Origin of the sequence: Pseudomonas sp. S34 (genome assembly GCF_009866745.1) — a bacterium.
GTDB lineage: Bacteria > Pseudomonadota > Gammaproteobacteria > Pseudomonadales > Pseudomonadaceae > Aquipseudomonas > Aquipseudomonas jessenii.
Genome location: NZ_CP019398.1, coordinates 3,057,519 through 3,073,671, shown reverse-complemented (window position 1 = coordinate 3,073,671; position 16,153 = coordinate 3,057,519). Strand labels below are relative to the sequence as shown.

Genomic DNA, 16,153 nt, shown 5'->3' with positions numbered 1-16,153 from the left:
AGGATTACCGAGAATTATGAATGCTCCATCGCCGGTGCTGATCTCCGCCGCGAACCACAGCGAGCGGATGTCTACACGCATCGCCTTTCTTATCGCGGGCTTACTCATGTCCGCGTGGGCGCCGCTGGTTCCATTAGTTAAAGCCCGCGCTGGCCCGGACGATGGTGGTCTGGGATTGCTGCTTCTCGGCCTGGGTGGTGGATCAATTGCGGCCATGCCCTTCGCTGGATATCTCACGGCACACTATGGATGCCGCCCGGTCGTAATCTGGGCGACGATTGTCTTGTGTGCCGTTCTTCCGCTGTTGAGCACCATGGAGTGGCTGCCTGGCCTGGTCATAGCTGTAATCATCTTCGGTGCCAGCATGGGCATGCTCGATTGCGCCATGAATATACAGTCCGTCATCGTCGAGAAAAACAGCGGGCAGGCACTTCAGTCCGGCTTCCATGGCCTTTACAGCGTCGGAGGCATAGTGGGCGCCGGGGCTATGACCGCTTTATTGACCTTCGGGCTGGATCCACTGATTGCGGCGCTCTGTATCGTTACCACAGTTTTGGGATCGCTTTACAAGGCTGCGCCTACTTTGCTGACCTATGGCACTGAACGGGGTGGGCCATTGTTCGCGGTGCCCAGAGGTATCGTGCTGCTGTTGGGGACGCTCTGTTTCATCGTCTTCCTGACTGAAGGTGCAATGCTCGACTGGAGTGCGGTATTCCTTGTCTCGAACCGAGGGTTAGAGCCGAGCATCGCCGGTTTGGGCTATGCATCCTTCGCCGCTGCGATGACGGTGGGCCGCCTGACGGGGGACGCCATCGTCAGCAAACTGGGCGGCGTGCGCGTCGTTGTGCTAGGCGGACTTTGCGCGGCCGCAGGCATGATCGTGTCACTTGGAATCGATGGCTGGCCCGCGTCCTTGATCGGCTACGCCCTGGTCGGGGCTGGCTGCTCGAACATTGTCCCAGTGATCTTTACCGCTGTAGGCCGCCAGCAACGTATGCCACAGGCGGTAGCCATTCCTGCTGTCATCTCGATGGGTTATGCGGGGATTCTGATAGGTCCCGTATTTATCGGGGCGGTCGCCCATCTGAGCACCTTGTCGTTCGCTCTGGGCTGTCTGATTGTCCTGCTGTTTTTTGTCAGTGCGGCAGCTCGATCACTTCGAAATTAACCGATTCTTTTCAGATGGGATTTCAGCATTGACCATTGCGAATTGAGCTTGATCGTTCAGAAATCCAAGAGACATCACGATGGATGTATCACTGAATTCTCAAAGGGACCTGCCAGGTATGTTCAAGAGGTAAAAGGTCATGCAGTCGTACCCACAGATGTCGGAACAACAACTCCTGATACAGGGAGTGGTGATGCGGGAGGCACTTGTGCGGATCCTGGCCCGGCATTCTCAAGTGAGTGGAGTTGATGGCGTGGATACAGAAATCTGTGTTCGCTCTTTGAGCAATGCGCGCCTCGACATCGGCTTGCCTCCCTTCTCGGGCGCCTCCCTGCCCGCTTGCCTGGAACCCACGGTAATGCGGGCATTGGCTGATGCTCCCCGAACGGAACGGGACTTCAAGATTCTGCTTTCGGCTCTTGAAGCCCTGCTATCCAGTAGTCGCTGGATAAAGCGATCCGCTTCAGAAGGGGACGATGGTGCTTTCGAAGAAAAGCACCGACATGCGCTGATTCTCGGCAAGGGCGCACTGCTTGAATGTTCGACTATGACAGTGGGGTTGGCGGTAATGGAGCCCGAACTTTGCTATCCGTACCACAAGCATCCTCCGGCAGAGTTTTATATCGTTTTATCGGAAGGTTATTGGTACCGGGAAGATGTCGGTTGGTGGAGTCCAGAGCCGGGCGGTGTGGTGTTCAACCCGCCATCGGCTGTCCATTCCATGAGGTCAACCGACAAGCCGTTGCTGGCGCTTTGGGGACTTTCCTATGCAGTGGATTGATGCACCGACAATCAGCAGATTGCTCGACTATCCAAGCTTATGTACCACTTTCGCCCAGGCACATAGAGAACCGCTACCTGTCATTGCCGATCTATGCCTGGAGCCCCCTGGTGGCGCTGATCGTTTTATGTTGCGCCCCGCTTGGAGCGAACGGCAAATGGTCGGAGTGAAGCTTGCCACCGAGTTTCCTGGCAACCAGCACCGACACCCGGCCTCACCTTCGATACAAGGCGTCTATGTCGCGTTTGATGGCATCACCGGCGCCCCTTTGTTCATTGCTGATGGCGCCGCCCTCACCGCCCGCAAGACTGCCGCCGACTCGGCCCTTGGACTTGATCTGCTTGCGCGCCAGGATGTCCGAACGATGCTGATGGTCGGTGCCGGTGACATGGCTGGCCCGCTGATCGAGGCATTCACGGCGATGAGGACGTCATTGCGCCAGGTTTGTATCTGGAACCGCACTAGACCTCGCGCAGAGAAACTGGCTGTCGAGCTTCAAATACCCGGTGTTGAACTCACTGTGGTCGATGATCTCGACGCGGCGTTACCTGCGGCTGAAGTTATCTGCGCCGCAACCATGAGCGACCAGCCGTTGATCCGTGGCGCCCAGGTTGCACCGGGCACACATGTCAATCTGGTGGGTAGTTGGCTACCGCATATGCGTGAAGCCGATAACGATGTTTTGATTCGCGGCCAACTCTATGTGGACTTTCGACCAACTGCCCTGGCAAGTGGCGAACTTCAGCTTCCGTTAACGTCAGGTGTTATCTCCTTCGACGATATATCTGGCGATCTGTTTGATCTGTGCGTTAGTGCTCCCCCTCGCTTCACCAGGGATCAAATCACTGTGTTCAAGAACGCCGGTGGAGCCCACCTTGACCTTTTTACGGCTCAACTATTGGCGAGGAGACTGGGTGTTGAACAAGCGGCGCTGCAGGTCGAAAACGAGTCCACCTAGCTCTTGTTCACGCCTCGAAGAAATGACATTTCGATCAGTACCGCCATTCTATACCGGGCCACACGGCCACGACGCTCAGCATCCACCAGCCCGAAAAGTATGGTAGCGAAGATCTCCGACAGCACAGGGGCGGCAATATCGAACTGTGTCTGAAGCTATCTGTGCTTCAGCCAAGCAAGGGGCCAATCTGGATAGCGGAAATTCTCTCCCGCTCGACCAAACTGCGCCGCTTCCAGGCCTACCTGCTACGACACCAGAATCGACGCTGGACGAGTGGGAATCCACGAACAATAAGAAACCGCTTGCTACCCGGTTTTCAGGGCGTCTTTGAACTATGATTTTCTCTGGGATACCGGAGGCGACAGCCACTCTTTCTCCCCGTGGTCGCTTGGCCCAGGCGATCTTCGGGTCGATAAATCCAAAGGCGTCGAGGGTCGCACCCTGTTGCCGAAGATGTTCCAGGATGCGATGAGGTGCACGGCCCAAGGCACTTTCGTCTGACACCCTGAAACGGAGAAGCCAACGTGAACACCTTGAAACTTCACCCTGCACTGGACAATGGTATCCAGCCTGCCGCTGCGAATTTCACAGGAGGCACCCTGCAATGCCTGTGTGCGACTGACAAGGTCGAGGTCAAGATCGACGCACAAACCCTGCATAACCACGCGTGCGGCTGCAGCAAATGCTGGAAACCGCAAAACGCGATATTCGCTGTCATTGCCGTAGTACCTCGGGATAAGGTCAGCGTCACTGCCCACGGTGAAAAACTGGCAATTGTCGACGAAACCGCCACCATTCAGCGGCACGCCTGCAAGCAGTGCCACGCCCATCTCTTCGGGCGCATCGAGAACAAAGACCATGCATTTTATGGTCTGGACTTCGTCCACACCGAGCTCTCTCCCCAACGTGGATGGGCTGCGCCGAGCTTCGCGGCGTTCGTGTCCTCCATCATCGAAACCGGCACACCGCCAGCGCAAATGAAGGCCATCCGTGAGCGCCTGCGCTCGATCGGCCTGGAGCCCTATGACTGCCTGTCCCCGGACTTGATGGACGCACTGGCGACTCATGTCGCCAAACAGAAAGGCCTGCTCCCCGCCGCCTGATTGATCGGCCGCCGTGGTTTCTTCATCGGACCGCGGCCCCGACATCCCCAAAAACCACTTCCCGCACACTGGGCGCGACAGGTTACTTCAGACTACCCGACAAAAACTGTTTCAACCGCTCGCTACGGGGCTGTTCCAGCACAGCGCTCGGCGCCCCCTGCTCCTCCATCCGGCCCTGATGCAGGAACATGACGTGGTTCGACACCTGCCTGGCAAACGCCATTTCATGGGTGACCACCACCATTGTCCGGCCCTCTTCGGCAAGCTGCTGCATGACTTTGAGCACCTCACCCACCAGTTCGGGATCCAGCGCGGAGGTCGGCTCATCGAACAGCATCACCTGGGGCTCCATGGCCAGTGCGCGGGCGATAGCAACGCGCTGCTGCTGGCCGCCGGAAAGATGGACCGGATACTGGCTTTCAACCTTGGCTGGCAGACCTACCTTGGCGAGGTAATGACGCGCACGCTCCAGGGCTTCCCGTCGACCGATGCCCAGCACGCTCATCGGGCACTCAATGAGGTTTTCCAGCACCGTCATGTGGCTCCACAGATTGAAGTGCTGAAACACCATCGATAGCTGGCTGCGCACAACCTGCAACTGCCGGGGATCGACCGCACACAAGTTGCCACTTTTGTTCTTGCGGGTCAGTAGCTCCTGCGAATTGATGATGATCCGCCCCGCCGACGGTTGTTCCAGATGGTTGATACAGCGCAGGAAGGTACTTTTCCCGGACCCGGAGGAGCCGATGATGCTGATCACATCACCCGCTCTGGCCTTGAGCGAAACACCCTTGAGCACTTCGTGGCTGCCGTAGTTTTTATGGACATCTTCAACGATCAATTTATACATGCGTGCAAGTCCGATGATTCAGGGTGTGGTTCAGTGCGTGCGAGGGTTAAGGTAGGCCAGCCAACGCAGTTCGCCGCGCCGAAACAGCCAGATCAGGAAAAATGCGCTGGCGGCATACAGCACCCCGGCAATGCCGAATGCGCTGAACGAGGCGTAGGTCGCCGAGTTGACGTCGCGGGCAATTTTCAGTAAATCGGGCACCGTGGCGGTAAACGCCACCGAGGTTGAGTGCAGCATCAGAATCACTTCATTGCTGAAAAACGGCAGTGCCCGGCGCAACGCCGACGGCAAGACAATTCGGCGATAGAGCGTAAACCGACTCATCCCATAGGCGCGGGCAGCCTCGATTTCGCCGTAGGGCGTCGCCCTGATCGAGCCGGCAAAAATCTCGGTCATGTAGGCACAGGTATTGAGACCGAACGCAAGCACCGTGCAGTTGAAGCCGTCGCGGAAAAATGCATTGAGAAAGTCCTGGGACCGAACCACGTGCAGGCTGTACACCCCGGTGTAGAAGAACAGCAGCTGGATGTACAACGGGGTTCCGCGAAACACATAGGTGTAACACCAGACCGGTAAACGGAGCAGCGGATTGCGGCTGACGCGGGCAATCGACAACGGCACCGCGAGCAGGAAGCCGATCACCACCGACAGAATCAACAGCCACAAGGTCACTGCCAACCCGGAAAAATGCGGTCCATCACTCCACAGGTAGGCCTGCCAGTAGTCTTCGAAAATGCTGGTCATGGCGCAACCTTCCTGACACCCACCGAATAACGGTGTTCAAGCCACAGCAACACCCCGTTGGACACCGTGGTGATAGCCAGGTAGATCAGGCCGCCCACCAGCGTGAAATAAAAGAACTGCATCGAACCCTTGCCCGCATCCTGGGTGGCCTTGACCACGTCGGTCAGGCCGATAATCGAGACTAGCGCCGTGGATTTGATCAACACCTGCCAGTTATTGCCTATACCCGGCAACGCATGTCGCAGCATTTGCGGGAACAACACCTTGCGAAAGGTTTTCCCCCGGCTCATGCCGTAGGCCCGTGCCGCTTCGAGCTGGCCGGCCGGAACGGCCTGGAAGGCACCGCGAAACGTCTCGGTAAAGTACGCCCCGTAAATGAAGGACAAGGTCACGACACCGGCCAGAAACGGGTCGATGTCGATCTGACTGAACCCCAGCCAATCGGTCATTCGGTTGAGCAGCATCTGCAGACTGAAGAACAGCAGCAACATGATCACAAGGTCCGGCATGCTGCGGATCACCGTGGTGTAACCCGTGGCCAGAGCCCGCAGTAAACGGTTGGAGGACAATTTGGAACTGGCGCCAAGCAGGCCCGCCAGGACCGCGATCAACAATGACCACAGCGCCAGTTTGATTGTGGCCAGGGTGCCCAGCAGGATTTGCGGGCCAAAGCCTTCCAGAAGCATTTCACTCTCCTTGTTTTTATTAGGTTGAGGTGAAGGGGTGGCTCAAGCAGAGCGGTCTGGTCGACCACCCTGCGCAACGTTGTGAGGGGGCGTTATTTCGCGCCGTAGACGTCGAAATCGAAGTACTTTTTGTTGATTCGCGCGTAAGTGCCGTTGGCCAGAATGGTCGCCAGTGCCTTGTTCAAGTCTTCACGCAACTCGACATCGCTCTTGCGCAAGCCGATGCCATCACCGACGCCGAAAAAGTGCGGGTCATCCAGGGTCGCGCCGGCAAACTCAAAATCCTTGCCCGGCGCCGTGCCCAGGAAGCCGTAACTGGCTTGAATAGCGCCCTGCAGGGAGGCATCAAGTCGGCCCACCACCAGGTCGGCGTACACCTGGTCCTGATTCTGATAGGACAACACCTCCACTCCTTTCTTCCCCCAGACGGCTTTGGCATACGCTTCCTGGGTCGAGCCCTGCTCCACACCAATGCGTTTGCCCTTGAGCGATTCAAAGGTCGGCAACAGACCCGACCCACGCTTGACCACCAGCCGTGCCGGCGCATTGGAGACCTTATCGGTAAACGCAATCTGCTCAAGACGCTTGGGCGTCACGGTCATCGACGACGCCACTGCGTCGAACTTGCGCGCCAGCAGCGCCGGGATCATCCCGTCCCAGCTGCTTTCAACCCAGACACAACGGGCTTTCAGTTCTGCGCACAGTGCTTCGGCGATGTCGACCCCGAAGCCGGTCAGGGTGCCGTCCTGATTTTTGTATTCCAGCGGCGGGTACGTAGGGTCGACCCCCAGTCTCAAGACTTTGCCAGACCAGTCGGCCGCGCCGACCAGGCTGGATGCCGTCAAGCAAACCAGTGAAACAGCAGCAATCATCTTGTTCATTGTTATTTTCCTCTTCAGACCGCAGACGTTCTTTGTACAGACTGACGCTCGGCAATACGGCGTCTCAACTCAGAAAACGTTCGACCAGCTTGACCCAGTAACTCGCCCCGATCGGCAGGCAGGCATCATTGAAGTCATAGCCAGGGTTGTGCAGCAGACACCCGCTCTCCCCGTCGCCGTTGCCGATCACCAGATAGCTGCCGGGGCATTTCTCCAGGATGAAGGCGAAGTCTTCACTGGCAGTAAAGGGCCGCAGGTTATCGATCAGTTGCCCTTCCCCCAGCCACTCCCGTGCGACGTCCCGGGCGAATGCGGTGGACTCGGGATGGTTGATCAACACTGGATGACAATGCTGATAATCGATTTCGGCCCGGGCACCGAAACTGGCGGCCTGACCGTTGACCAACTCGGTGATTCTGACTTCGAGCAACTGGCGAATCTCGGGGGTCAATGCGCGCACGCTCAGGCTCATCTGTGCGCTGGACGGGATGACATTCGAGGCAGTTCCGGCATGAATGGAACCCACCGTGATGATCGCCACGTCCTGCGGGTTGACGTTGCGCGAGACGATGCTTTGCAATGCGATCACGATCGACGAGCAAACCACCACCGGATCGACGGCTTTGTGCGGCACCGCGCCATGGCCGCCGTTACCGATGATGTTGATCGTCACGGTGTCGGCAGACGCCATGAACGGTCCGCTGTAAAAACCCAGGTGCCCGGCGGGGTAGCCCGGCACGTTATGCATGGCGAAGATCGCGTCACAGGGGAACCGTTCGAGCAGGCCTTCTTCCAGCATTTTCCTGGCGCCGCCCAGCCCTTCTTCGGCCGGCTGGAAAATCAGTTGCAAAGTACCCTTGAACGCCCGGGTCTGCGCCAGGTGCCTGGCGGCCGTCAACAGGGTGGCCGTATGACCGTCATGGCCGCAAGCATGCATGACGCCGTCGATCCGGCTGGCGTAGGGTAAACCGGTGGTCTCCTGAATCGGCAGTGCGTCCATGTCGGCGCGCAGACCGATGGACCGGCCCTCACCATTTTTCAAGGTGCCGACGACGCCGGTCTTGCCGACACCGGTGCTGACCTGGAAACCCCACTGGCTCAAACATGCGGCCACCCGCTCGCTGGTAGCGAACTCTTCAAAACCCAGTTCGGGATGTGCGTGAAGGCTGTGACGCAACGCGATCATTTCATCCTGCATCGCTGCAATACCAGGCAAGACATGGCCGGCGTTCATTATTGTATTCCCTCGAAAAGACCTGAGCGGTCGCTGAGCTGGATCTTAGGGAACGGAGTCTGGGCTGGGGAGGCCCAGTTTGGTTATGATGACAACCATACGTTGTCACCAGGGTGAGCAGATGAAACTGCATCAATTACAAGCACTGATTGCCAGCGCTGAAACCGGCAGTATCCGGGCGGCGGCGCGTTCACTGGAGATTTCCCAGGCGGCCGTGACCAAAGCGCTGCGCGAATTGGAAACCGCTCAGCAGTTACCGCTGTTCACCCGAACGCCCAGCGGCCTGAATTTCACCGAATACGGAAAAGTATTGCTGACTCACGCCCGCCTCGTGATCAAGCAACTCGAACATGCGCAAACCGAACTCGATCACATGCGTGGCAAGGCTCAGGGGCGGCTCTGTGTAGGGATCACGCCCTGGATAGCCCTGACCTTCCTGCCCGAAGTGGTCCTGGCCTTTCGTGAGCGCATGCCGCAAATCCGCCTGGAGTTGTTCGAAAGCCTGATGGCCGTGGCCCAGCCGCTATTGCGCGACGGCAGCATGGATTTTGCGATCGGCCAGCTTCACCCTGCGCAATCAACGCAGGAGTTCGCCTGCGAAACGCTGCTCGATTACCAGACCTCGGTGTTGGTGCGTCAGGGCCATGCCCGGCAGAGCGCTCGATCGATCCATGAACTGCTGGAGGAAAACTGGACGCTGAACTACGCACCCGACGGACACGACGGTTTGATGCAGGAGCTGTTCTGGCAACATGGCGCACAAATCAATGAAAACCGTATCGTTCGCGCCCACTCACTGGCGATCCTGCAGATGATGGTCGAGCAGGCCGACATGTGCACCTGGGGGCCGTCCATCGTCAGTATTGCCCCACCCTTCCTCGGCCGAGTGGTGTCCCTGGACCTGGCCGAGCAGTTCGAGCCCAGACATCTGGGCATCGTGACACGCCGCAATGGAGCGCTGAGCAACCCGAAGATCGGCAATTGTTTGAAACGCTGCGGTTGTTGGTTTGATTAGCGCCTCGGCTGTGAAATCGCAGCCGACGGCTGCTGCATTCGCCGTGCTCATCTCTACAAATGAGATGAATGCGGACATACAGGGGCTGCCGCCAGCTGCGATCTTTTTCGGTTAGCGATCCAGGTCGCTGATAGTTGCAAGGCAGGCACTGCCCCCCTGCCTGGGCAGGAATACCTCGGCCAACATGCAGCGCGCGCTGCCGCCACCGATGCGCTCGATGGTGTCGATGTTCACCGGCAACGGCGTGGTGTGAGCTTCGATCAAACGACGCTGATTGGCGTCCAGTGATTGCCAGGCTGTGCGCGACATCACCAGCAGCGGCTCGCCCGCTGCGCTGTGCACTTCCAGCATGTTGCCGGCAAAGGACTCCAACTGCTCCCAGTTCAAGGCGATGACCTGTTTGCCGCTGGTTTCGAGCCGTTCACGCAGCGCCGTACGTTCACCCGAATGGGGCAAGGACGCCAGGCAAGCCACCGCCAGGCGGGTGCCGACACTCATCATCACATTGGTGTGATAAATCGCCACGCCCTGGCGATCCACCGCGTTGAACGCACAGAGTTCATAGCCCAAATGGGTGACCAACTGATCCAGGGCCTGGGCGTGGGTGCGTGTGGAATACCCGGCGTAGCAAATCCGCTGTTGCCGATCCAGGACCATGCTACCGGTGCCCTCCAGGAAAACCTCCTGCTCTTCGAAGCTGGACAGGTCTAGCAACTGCTCGACCCGGTATTCGCCCAGCAGCCCGTCGAGTACACCTTTGTCCCGCTCCAGTCGCCGGTTGTGGCCCTGCATCGGATACAGCACCAGGGTGCCATCCGGGTGGCTGCTCCACCAGTTGTTGGGGAAGATCGAGTCCGGGGTATGGGGCGCTTCTCGATCGTTATGCACCAGGACTTCAACGCCGTGCCGACGCAACGCGGCGACATAGCCATCGAACTCGGCAAGGGCCTTGAGTTGAACGTCTTCAGCAACGGTTGCCGGACGCTGGAAGCGGTTGTTCGCCGCCGTGTCCTGATTGAAGGAGAAACGTGTCGGGCGAATCATTAAAACCGTATTGGTGGTTTGCATGGGCACAGACTCAATGAGGGTCGAGAGAGGCTCATTGTCTGTTTCGAGGTGGGAAAAACCCGGTTGATAACAGCTGTTGCGCTGATGAAAACGGCTGAAGATTCTGACCCCTTCAGCCGATTCGGTGAACAACCCAAAGCAAATGTGGGAGCGGGCTTGCTCGCGAAGGCGCAGGGTCATCCAACATCAATGTCGACTGACACACCGCCTTCGCGAGCAAGCCCGCTCCCACAGTTTTTATCCGTTTGACGCTTACTCCATCGTGGTCTTGACCATCGCCAGTTCCGGGTGGCTGACCAGTTTGTCGATGTGCAAATCCGGGTCGTCAAACCAGACTTCGGTCAACACCCGGTAATGTTCCATATCACGGCAGCGCATGCGCAGGCTGTAGTCGAACGCACCGCTGATCAGACGACATTCCAGCACCTGCGGACAGGCGCGGACCTTGGCCTCGAAGGCCTTTTGCGCCGCGCGTCCGCTCTGGTTCGACAACGCCACCAGCACCAGCAACGACAAGCCCGGCGTCAGCTTCTTCTCATCGAGAATCGCACCATAACCGCGAATGACCCCAAGCTGTTCCAGCTTGCGCACCCGTTCCAGACACGGCCTGGGGGTCAGGTGCACGCGCTCGGACAGCTTTTGATAGGTGATGCGCCCTTCGTGGCGCAACACTTCAATGATTGCCTGATCGATACGATCAAGCACGATCGACAGATCGCGGATATCCGCCATGTACGCCTTGCCTCACTTCAAACGACCCGATAGAAATTGCTGCAAACGTTCACTGTTTGGCCGGTCGAGTATCGTAGCATCACCCTGCTCTTCGACCCGGCCCTGATGCAAAAACAACACCTGGCTGGAGACCTGCCGGGCAAAGCCCATTTCGTGGGTCACCATCAACATGGTCCGGCCCTCTTCGGCCAGTGCCTGAATGACCTTCAGGACTTCACCCACCAGCTCCGGGTCGAGCGCCGAGGTTGGCTCGTCGAACAACAGGATTTCCGGTTCCACCGCCAGGGCCCGGGCAATCGCCACCCGCTGTTGCTGCCCGCCGGACAGAAACGCCGGGTACTGATCGGCCACCCGTTGCGGCAGGCCGACTTTGTCCAGATACGCCCGAGCGCTCTCTTCGGCGGCCTTGCGACTCATGCCCAGGACTCGACACGGCGCCAGCACGATGTTCTCCAGCACGGTCAGGTGGCTCCACAGATTGAAATGCTGGAACACCATCGCCAGTCGCGTGCGCAAACGCTGCAACTGCTTCGGATTGGCAACGCGCATGCCGCCAACGCCCTGACGGGTGAGGACTCGCTCGCCATCCAGAGCAATGGCGCCTTCGTCCGCCCGTTCCAGAAAGTTGATGCAGCGCAGCATGGTGCTTTTGCCCGATCCGCTGGCGCCGATCATGCTCACCACGTCCCCTGCCCTCGCGTTTAACGAGACGCCCTTGAGGACTTCGTTGTCACCAAAACGTTTATACAGATTTTCAACCGTGAGTTTGTACATGCGAATACTCCTGAAGCGGCACACTTATCGGCGCCGCTCTGGATAAAGAATGGAAGTCAGTGGGTCGGGCCCAGAAAGCTCAGCCAGCGTTTCTCAGCCAGGCGGAACGCACCGACCAGCCCGAACGACAGCACGAGGTACAGCAGGCCGGCGATACCGAAAGCCTGAAACGTCATGAAAGTCGCGGCGTTGGCATCCCGGGCGATTTTCAGGATGTCCGGGATGGTTGCGGTGAACGCCACCGAAGTCGCGTGCAACATCAGGATCACTTCGTTGCTGTAGTACGGCAGCGCGCGGCGCAGCGCCGAAGGCAGGATCAATTGCAGATACAGGCGCCAGCCACTGAGGCCATAGGCATGGGCCGCTTCGATTTCACCGTAGGGAATGCTGCGGATCGCTCCGGCGAAAATTTCCACAGTGTAGGCGCAGGTGTTGAGGGTGAACGCCAGCAAGGTGCAATTCATGGCGTCGCGGAAAAACGCTTCGAGCAATGGCTGCGAACGGACCACCGCAATGCCGTAGATCCCGCTGTAGCAAATCAGCAACTGGATATACAACGGCGTGCCGCGAAAGATGTAGGTAAACAGCTGAACCGGCCAACGCAAGACACCCCAGCGCGAGACGCGCAAGATCGCCAGGGGCAATGACAGGAAAAACCCCATGGCAATACTCGCCACCAGCAGCCACAGGGTCATCGCCAACCCGGTGAGGGTCTCACCATCGCTGTACAGAAAGGGTTTCCAGTATTCGGCAATCAACTCGATCATCGCGCCATCCCCCGTACACCCTGGTTGTAGCGCCGTTCCAGCACACGCAAAACGTAGTTCGAAGCGCTGGTGATCAGCAGGTAAAGCGCTGCGGCCAACAGCAGGAAATCAAGCATATTGAACGTACTTTTACCGGCCTCTTGCGCGACTTTGACCAGGTCCGACAAACCGATGATCGAAACCAGCGCTGTGGCCTTGAGCAGCACCAGCCAATTGTTGCCAAGGCTCGGCAAGGCGAAGCGCATCATTTGCGGGAACACCACGAAACGAAAGCGCTGGCAACGGCTCAGGCCAAAGCACGCCGCGGCTTCCTGTTGACCGCGCGGCACACTCAGAATCGCCCCGCGAAAGGTCTCGGTGAAATACGCCCCGTAGATAAAACCAAGGGTGATGATGCCGGCCACGAATGGGTCGATTTCCATGTAGGGCCAGCCCATGGCCTCGGTCAGGGCGCTGAGCCAGCCTTGCAGGCTGTAGAAAATCAGCAGCATCAACACCAGATCGGGCACGCCACGGATCAGTGTCGTGTAAAAGGTCGCCGGGAGATTCAACAGTTTCAGCGGCGACAGTTTGGCCGCCGCGCCGAGCAGCCCCAGCGCCATGCTCACCAAAAGTGCGAGCGCCGACAGTTTGAGGGTGACCCAGGTGCCGTGCAGCAACAAAGGGCCATAGCCTTGCAGGGCCGAAAGATCGAGCCCCAGAATATTCAGGAAGGAGTTCACGCCAGTCACCTGTCTTGATGCGCCCCGGTCGCAGCGATACAACGACCGGGGCACGAGGATCAGTTGTTGTAGAGGTCCAGATCACCGAAGTGTTTCTGCTGGATCTGCGCGTAGATGCCCTTGTCGTGCAGGGCCTTGATGGCGGCGTTGAGCATGCCTTTGAGTTCTTCGTTGTCCTTGCGCACACCAATGGCGATTTCCGACGGCACCAACGGGTCGCTGATGCCTTCGCTGTTTTGGAAGTCCGCCCCTTGTGGCGAGGTCAGGAAACTCATCTGCGCTTGCAGCTTGTCCTGGATCGACGCATCGAGACGGCCAAATACCAGGTCGGCATAGACCTGATCCTGATTCTGATAGGCCCGCAGCTTTACCCCGCCTGGCCCCAGTTTGGCCTTGGCGTAGGTTTCCTGAATCGTGCCCTGCATGTAACCGATGGTTTTTCCGCGCAGCGATTCGGCGGTAGGCAGCAGTCCGGAGTCTTTGCGGGTGACGATGGCGGTCGGTCCTGCGTACAGGCGATCGGTAAAGTCGATCTGTTTTTTGCGCGCGTCGGTAACGGTCATCGAAGATTCGATGGCATCGAACTTACCGGCCTTGAGCCCCGGAATCAGCCCGTCGAAATCATTGCTGACCCACACGCAGGTCAGCTTCAGCTCGGCACATATTGCATTGCCCAGGTCCACGCCGAAGCCCTGAACCCCGCCATCGGCCGTGGTGGATTCAAAGGGTGGGTAGCTTGGGTTGACGCCAAATCGCAGCTCCTTCCATTCCTTGGCACTGGCGCCCGTGGTGCAGCAAAGCAACGCGAGTGCCGGCAAAGTCAGCCATTTGATGTTCATTTTCTAGAGTCCCGGATTATTTGGATTTATAGCGATCCGGCGCTTGCGTCGGACCACACTTTTTTGACAGGGGCAGAGAGTCGATGCGGTCTTCACCGCAGCCGTTTTTGTTGTTGTTTTCGACTGGAAGGTGCCAGTCGTCGGAGTTGCACTCCATCTCGGACAGCGATCAACAAGCGCTTGAAATGGACCGTCAGAATGCCAATTGCCGGGAGGGTGCTGGTGTCGTAACCCCATGTTCAAACAGCTTGCCTGTGCTGAACGAAGGGCATTCACAGCCGATTCTGTCGTCCACTGTGTCCCCACATAAAAGGGAGCGGCACAAGACATGTGCTTGTCTTTGAGGCCTTCTTTACCTGCATGACGATGCTTCGTGAAGTACATCGCGCCTGAGCCGTGCGAGCGAGATGCGAGCGGTCACTGTCACCCGGCCGATTCCGCTGTGCGCTCTGTGTTTTTCGACTTGTCTCGCTGTGTCCAGGGTCAGTATTGGCCGAAATCTTCTCTCCATTGCCTCGACAATAGGTCCGTTGCAAACACATGGACCGCCTCCTGAGTCTCAGCCGCCAAAGCGAAAGGCAGTCCGGACCGGCACACCATAAAAGCCCAAAGGAACCCAATATGACCCGTTACATTGACGTCAATGATCTGAGCCGTCTCGTCCAGGAAAAAGGTTTGCCTCGTTGCCTGATCGAAATGGCCGAGTACATCCGTCAAGACTACGTACGCTGGCCGGATTTCGAAAAGTGCGCGCGACTGGCGAACCACTCCCCCGAGGGCGTCATCGAGCTTATGCCTGTGTCTGATACCTCGCTCTACGCCTTCAAGTATGTCAACGGGCATCCGAAGAACACGCACAATGGCATGCTGACGGTCATGGCGTTTGGTGCACTGGGAGACGTCGATACCGGCAAGCCTGTCTTGCTGAGTGAAATGACCCTGACTACCGCCATTCGCACCGCTGCCACTTCTGCACTCGCCGCCCGTTACCTCGCCCGACCGGACAGTCGCCGAATGGCACTTATCGGCAACGGTTCACAGAGCGAATTCCAGGCCCTGGCATTTCATACACTGCTAGGCATTACTGAAATCAGCCTCTACGACATCGATCCTGCCGCGACGGCGAAGCTGGTAGCCAACCTGCGTGCCTACCCCGCCATACAGGTGAGCGTTGCAAAAACCGTCGCGGAAGCCGTACGTGGGGCCGATATCGTGACCACGGTCACGGCCGACAAGGCCTACGCAACGATTTTGACGCCTGAGATGATCGAGCCCGGGATGCACCTCAACGCAGTGGGCGGCGACTGCCCCGGCAAGACCGAACTGCACCGAGACATCGTGGAGCGTGCGCGAGTCATGGTTGAGTACGAACCACAAAGCCGCATTGAAGGCGAAATTCAGCAGATGCCCGCCGACTCACCGGTGATCGAATTCTGGAAAGTCATCAATGGTCAGACCCAAGGTCGCCAGCATGCCGAGGAAGTCACCTTGTTCGATTCGGTCGGCTTTGCCATCGAGGACTACTCCGCCTTGCGCTATGTGCTGGATGTTGCAAGAGCGCTCAACATTGGCAGCGACATCCAGCTGGTGCCGGAGCTGCAGGATCCCAAGAACCTGTTCTCGTTGCTGCAACCTTCAGCAACTGACGATGTAAGGCTTCGGGCTTAACTGCACTCGACACTTCAAAGCGTTTACCTGGCGGCCCCTTCGGCTGCCAGGCGGAACCTTGAACAACCCCTCGGTCGTTTGAGCCATTTTTACAGCGCCATCCGCTGCGCCAGCGGCCTGGATCCACATAAACAAACGACGCCTTTGCATAAAAATTCCATGG

17 protein-coding genes and 1 pseudogene are annotated in these 16,153 nt (G+C 58.1%); 6 read left to right on the top strand and 12 right to left on the bottom strand.

All coding sequences use genetic code 11. The features are described from left to right. Positions 1-16 precede the first annotated feature (16 nt). The 3 genes from PspS34_RS13690 (at position 17) to PspS34_RS13680 (ending at position 2,907) form a co-directional block, all read left to right on the top strand. On the top strand, positions 17-1,168 hold the full coding sequence (locus tag PspS34_RS13690; protein ID WP_159389923.1) for an MFS transporter: 1,152 nt from the start codon (positions 17-19) through the stop codon (positions 1,166-1,168). Positions 1,169-1,307: 139 nt separating this feature from the next. Continuing rightward, on the top strand, positions 1,308-1,949 hold the full coding sequence (locus tag PspS34_RS13685; protein ID WP_223508087.1) for a dimethylsulfonioproprionate lyase family protein: 642 nt from the start codon (positions 1,308-1,310) through the stop codon (positions 1,947-1,949). Further along, a complete protein-coding gene (locus PspS34_RS13680) occupies positions 1,936-2,907 on the top strand; it encodes an ornithine cyclodeaminase (RefSeq protein WP_159389922.1) in 972 nt (323 codons plus the stop codon). Before PspS34_RS13685 ends, PspS34_RS13680 begins: the two co-directional genes overlap by 14 nt. On the opposite strand, the pseudogene PspS34_RS28560 reads toward PspS34_RS13680, so the two are convergent. Next, positions 2,904-3,053, bottom strand: a pseudogene (locus PspS34_RS28560) (transcriptional regulator); the annotation flags it as partial. The gene PspS34_RS13680 and the pseudogene PspS34_RS28560 overlap by 4 nt on opposite strands. 378 nt (positions 3,054-3,431) lie before the next feature. On the opposite strand from PspS34_RS28560, the gene gfa reads away from it, so the two are divergent. Next, complete coding sequence (gene gfa, locus PspS34_RS13675) at positions 3,432-4,010, top strand: S-(hydroxymethyl)glutathione synthase (protein WP_150813155.1); 579 nt, start codon at positions 3,432-3,434, stop codon at positions 4,008-4,010. A gap of 82 nt (positions 4,011-4,092) precedes the next feature. On the opposite strand, the gene PspS34_RS13670 is transcribed toward gfa, so the two are convergent. From PspS34_RS13670 to PspS34_RS13650, 5 genes are all read right to left on the bottom strand, one after another. Further along, positions 4,093-4,860 carry an ATP-binding cassette domain-containing protein gene (locus PspS34_RS13670; RefSeq protein WP_150813156.1) on the bottom strand — a complete coding sequence of 256 codons (768 nt, stop codon included), beginning with the start codon at positions 4,858-4,860 and terminating at the stop codon, positions 4,093-4,095. A 30-nt stretch (positions 4,861-4,890) separates the two neighbouring features. Then, complete coding sequence (locus PspS34_RS13665) at positions 4,891-5,604, bottom strand: ABC transporter permease (protein WP_150813157.1); 714 nt, start codon at positions 5,602-5,604, stop codon at positions 4,891-4,893. Further along, positions 5,601-6,290 (bottom strand): histidine ABC transporter permease HisQ, encoded by a 690-nt coding sequence (gene hisQ, locus PspS34_RS13660; protein WP_150813158.1) that lies wholly within the window; start codon positions 6,288-6,290, stop codon positions 5,601-5,603. The genes PspS34_RS13665 and hisQ overlap by 4 nt, the downstream gene beginning before the upstream one ends. 92 nt (positions 6,291-6,382) lie before the next feature. Then, on the bottom strand, positions 6,383-7,171 hold the full coding sequence (locus PspS34_RS13655) for an ABC transporter substrate-binding protein (RefSeq protein WP_150813159.1): 789 nt from the start codon (positions 7,169-7,171) through the stop codon (positions 6,383-6,385). Between the two features lie 64 nt (positions 7,172-7,235). Continuing rightward, the gene (locus tag PspS34_RS13650; RefSeq protein WP_159389921.1) at positions 7,236-8,405 is read right to left on the bottom strand and encodes a M20 aminoacylase family protein; all 1,170 of its coding nucleotides are present in this window, start codon (positions 8,403-8,405) and stop codon (positions 7,236-7,238) included. 121 nt (positions 8,406-8,526) lie between these two features. On the opposite strand from PspS34_RS13650, the gene PspS34_RS13645 reads away from it, so the two are divergent. Then, positions 8,527-9,420 carry a LysR substrate-binding domain-containing protein gene (locus tag PspS34_RS13645; RefSeq protein ID WP_159389920.1) on the top strand — a complete coding sequence of 298 codons (894 nt, stop codon included), beginning with the start codon at positions 8,527-8,529 and terminating at the stop codon, positions 9,418-9,420. Positions 9,421-9,531: 111 nt separating this feature from the next. On the opposite strand, the gene PspS34_RS13640 is transcribed toward PspS34_RS13645, so the two are convergent. The 6 genes from PspS34_RS13640 to PspS34_RS13615 all read right to left on the bottom strand — a co-directional run bounded on the left by PspS34_RS13640 (position 9,532) and on the right by PspS34_RS13615 (position 14,322). After that, a complete protein-coding gene (locus PspS34_RS13640) occupies positions 9,532-10,488 on the bottom strand; it encodes an arginine deiminase-related protein (RefSeq protein WP_159389919.1) in 957 nt (318 codons plus the stop codon). A 252-nt stretch (positions 10,489-10,740) separates the two neighbouring features. Next, positions 10,741-11,220 carry an Lrp/AsnC family transcriptional regulator gene (locus tag PspS34_RS13635; protein ID WP_007974731.1) on the bottom strand — a complete coding sequence of 160 codons (480 nt, stop codon included), beginning with the start codon at positions 11,218-11,220 and terminating at the stop codon, positions 10,741-10,743. 12 nt (positions 11,221-11,232) lie between these two features. Continuing rightward, complete coding sequence (locus PspS34_RS13630; protein WP_007986657.1) at positions 11,233-11,994, bottom strand: ATP-binding cassette domain-containing protein; 762 nt, start codon at positions 11,992-11,994, stop codon at positions 11,233-11,235. A gap of 56 nt (positions 11,995-12,050) precedes the next feature. Beyond that, positions 12,051-12,761, bottom strand: a complete 711-nt coding sequence (locus PspS34_RS13625) for an ABC transporter permease (protein WP_150813162.1) — start codon at positions 12,759-12,761, stop codon at positions 12,051-12,053. Further along, positions 12,758-13,483, bottom strand: coding sequence for an ABC transporter permease (locus PspS34_RS13620; protein WP_159389918.1), 726 nt, complete (start codon positions 13,481-13,483; stop codon positions 12,758-12,760). Before PspS34_RS13620 ends, PspS34_RS13625 begins: the two co-directional genes overlap by 4 nt. A 59-nt stretch (positions 13,484-13,542) precedes the next feature. Further along, on the bottom strand, positions 13,543-14,322 hold the full coding sequence (locus tag PspS34_RS13615) for a transporter substrate-binding domain-containing protein (protein ID WP_090455199.1): 780 nt from the start codon (positions 14,320-14,322) through the stop codon (positions 13,543-13,545). A gap of 621 nt (positions 14,323-14,943) precedes the next feature. On the opposite strand from PspS34_RS13615, the gene PspS34_RS13610 reads away from it, so the two are divergent. Next, positions 14,944-15,990 carry an ornithine cyclodeaminase gene (locus PspS34_RS13610; RefSeq protein ID WP_159389917.1) on the top strand — a complete coding sequence of 349 codons (1,047 nt, stop codon included), beginning with the start codon at positions 14,944-14,946 and terminating at the stop codon, positions 15,988-15,990. Positions 15,991-16,153: the final 163 nt, after the last annotated feature.